Origin of the sequence: Brevundimonas vesicularis, from assembly GCF_032067225.1 — a bacterium.
GTDB lineage: Bacteria > Pseudomonadota > Alphaproteobacteria > Caulobacterales > Caulobacteraceae > Brevundimonas > Brevundimonas vesicularis_F.
This window is the reverse complement of the sequence record NZ_DAMBJX010000086.1, coordinates 7,881-8,610: the sequence shown is the minus strand read 5'-3', so window position 1 is coordinate 8,610 and position 730 is coordinate 7,881. Positions and strand designations below refer to the sequence as shown.

Genomic DNA, 730 nt, shown 5'->3' with positions numbered 1-730 from the left:
CACCTTGGACTCCATGTAAGAGCGAGTGGACGCCCTGGCGACCGTTCACCGCAAACTCTATCAGTCCGAGGACGTCACCCAGTTTGACGTCGGCGCCTTCACCAACACCCTGGTCGCCGATGTGATTGGCTCGACAGGACGCACCGATATCGAGGTGTCCGTCGATGTGGAGCCCATGTTCATTCCTTCGACCCATGCCTCGTCGATCGGGCTGATCATCAACGAACTGCTGACCAATGCGATCAAGCACGGCTTCCCCGAGGATCGCGGCGGCCGATTGCAGGTCTCGGCCAAAAGAACGGAACAAGGCGGCCAGGTCGTTGTTCAGGACGACGGCCCCGGCATTCCCGGCGCTGCGCATCAGGGATTGGGCAAGACGTTGATCGGTCGTCTTTCAAAGCAGATCGGCGGCAAGACGTTGTGGCTGCCGGCCGACCCCGGAACGCGCGCGGTCGTCGACTTCCCCGTGAGCGGCTAGGTGCGCGCCGCCGGGCCTCACTTCGACATCCTGGTCGTCGAGGACGAGGCCCTGCTTGTGATGGACCTCGAGGCGATGCTTGAGGACGAAGGCCACCGGCTGGTCGGAGAAGCCATGTCCCTGAGTGAGGTCGAGTCGCTGTCGCTCGACGCGCCGCCCGACATCGCCTTCGTCGACATCCAACTGGCGGATAACTCCAGCGGCCTGGACGTGTGTCGCCTGATCAAGGATCGCTGGCCGTCCACGGCCGTC

General features: G+C 63.4%; 2 protein-coding genes. Both read left to right on the top strand.

Annotation, left to right across the window (positions count from 1 at the left end; all coding sequences use genetic code 11):
- Positions 1-25 precede the first annotated feature (25 nt).
- Positions 26-478 (top strand): sensor histidine kinase, encoded by a 453-nt coding sequence (locus tag RT123_RS14890; protein ID WP_313009962.1) that lies wholly within the window; start codon positions 26-28, stop codon positions 476-478.
- A partial coding sequence (locus tag RT123_RS14885; protein ID WP_313009961.1) for a response regulator occupies positions 479-730 on the top strand: 252 nt, incomplete at its 3' end.